The organism is Marinobacter sp. ES-1 (genome assembly GCF_000475255.1).
In the GTDB taxonomy this organism is placed as follows: domain Bacteria; phylum Pseudomonadota; class Gammaproteobacteria; order Pseudomonadales; family Oleiphilaceae; genus Marinobacter; species Marinobacter vinifirmus.
On the sequence record NZ_AXBV01000091.1, the window covers coordinates 1 to 1,382 of the forward strand.

General features: G+C 58.7%; 1 protein-coding gene. It reads left to right on the plus strand.

All coding sequences use genetic code 11. From position 1 onward, the window contains the following. The first annotated feature begins 99 nt into the window (after positions 1-99). Positions 100-1,353: an IS256 family transposase gene (locus Q668_RS14620; protein WP_036220191.1), complete on the plus strand. Its 1,254-nt coding sequence runs from the start codon at positions 100-102 to the stop codon at positions 1,351-1,353. The last annotated feature ends 29 nt before the right edge of the window (positions 1,354-1,382 follow it).

The following is a 1,382-nucleotide window of genomic DNA, read 5'->3' on the forward strand; positions in this document are numbered from 1 at the left end:
GAGTTATGGTGATTTCTGGTGTATGGAAGCAGGCTGAAGAGGTGGCGTATCCTGTTGGTTGATCACCACGACGATCACAACCAACAGAGAGGATACGCCATGTCCAAGTCTAACCTGCATGCTCTTTCACAACCAGAGACAGTAACGAATGACCCGTTGCACGATTTGATTCGCAAGGGAGCCCGAGACCTGATTGCCCGGGCCGTGGAGACCGAACTGGAGGGCCTGCTGAGCCAGTACGCGGATGTCACCACGCCCAATGGCCGCCAGGCGGTGGTGCGCAACGGCTACCTGCCCAAGCGCACCATTCAGACCGGTGTTGGCGACGTGGACGTCCAGGTGCCCAAGGTTCGGGATCGCAGCGGCACCGGCGTTCGCTTCAACAGCCAGTTGCTGCCGCCGTACCTGAAGCGGGCCAAGAGTCTGGAAGAGCTGATTCCCTGGCTCTACCTGCGCGGTGTCTCCTCTGGCGATTTCCAGGAGGCCCTGAGTGCCCTGGTCGGCGAGCAGGCCAACGGGTTGTCGGCGAACACGGTCTCCCGGCTCAAGGCGAAGTGGCTGGATGAGCACAAGGATTGGCAGCGCCGGGACCTGAGCCAGAAGCGTTATGTGTACTGGTGGGCAGACGGCGTGTACAGCAACGTCCGCCTGGATGACCGGCTCTGCCTGCTGGTGATCATCGGTGTTACCGAGCACGGCCATAAAGAACTGGTGGCTGTCGAGGATGGCCACCGGGAGTCTGAAGCCAGTTGGCGAGAATTGCTCACAGACTTACGGGAAAGGGGCCTGGAGCCTTCGCCCAAGCTGGCTGTTGGCGACGGCGCACTGGGCTTCTGGAAGGCCCTGAGCAAGGTGTTTCCGGACACCCGGCACCAGCGATGCTGGGTGCACAAGACCGCTAATGTGCTGGACAAGCTGCCTAAATCGGTACAACCAAAGGTCAAGTCGGCACTGCACGAGATCTACCTGGCGGAGACCCGTGACGGCGCTCACAAGGCCTTTGACAGCACTTTGCGGCGGTTCCGAGACAAGTACCCCAAGGCCATGGACAACCTGGAGAAGGACCGGGATGAGCTGCTGGCTTTCTATGATTTCCCGGCGATTCACTGGATTCACTTACGGACCACCAATCCGATTGAATCCACTTTCGCCACCGTACGACTGAGAACCAAGCGGAGCCGATCCTGTGGCAACCGCGACACCACGTTATCGATGGTGTTCAAACTGCTCCAATCCGCCCAGAAACGCTGGAAGCGGATCAAGGGGTTCGACCAACTCAGACTGGTCGTGAACAACGTCCAGTTTCGGGATGGAGAACAGGTGGATGATCAATCTGACAGGAACGCTGCCTGATGGTCATACACCAGATTTGACAATAACTC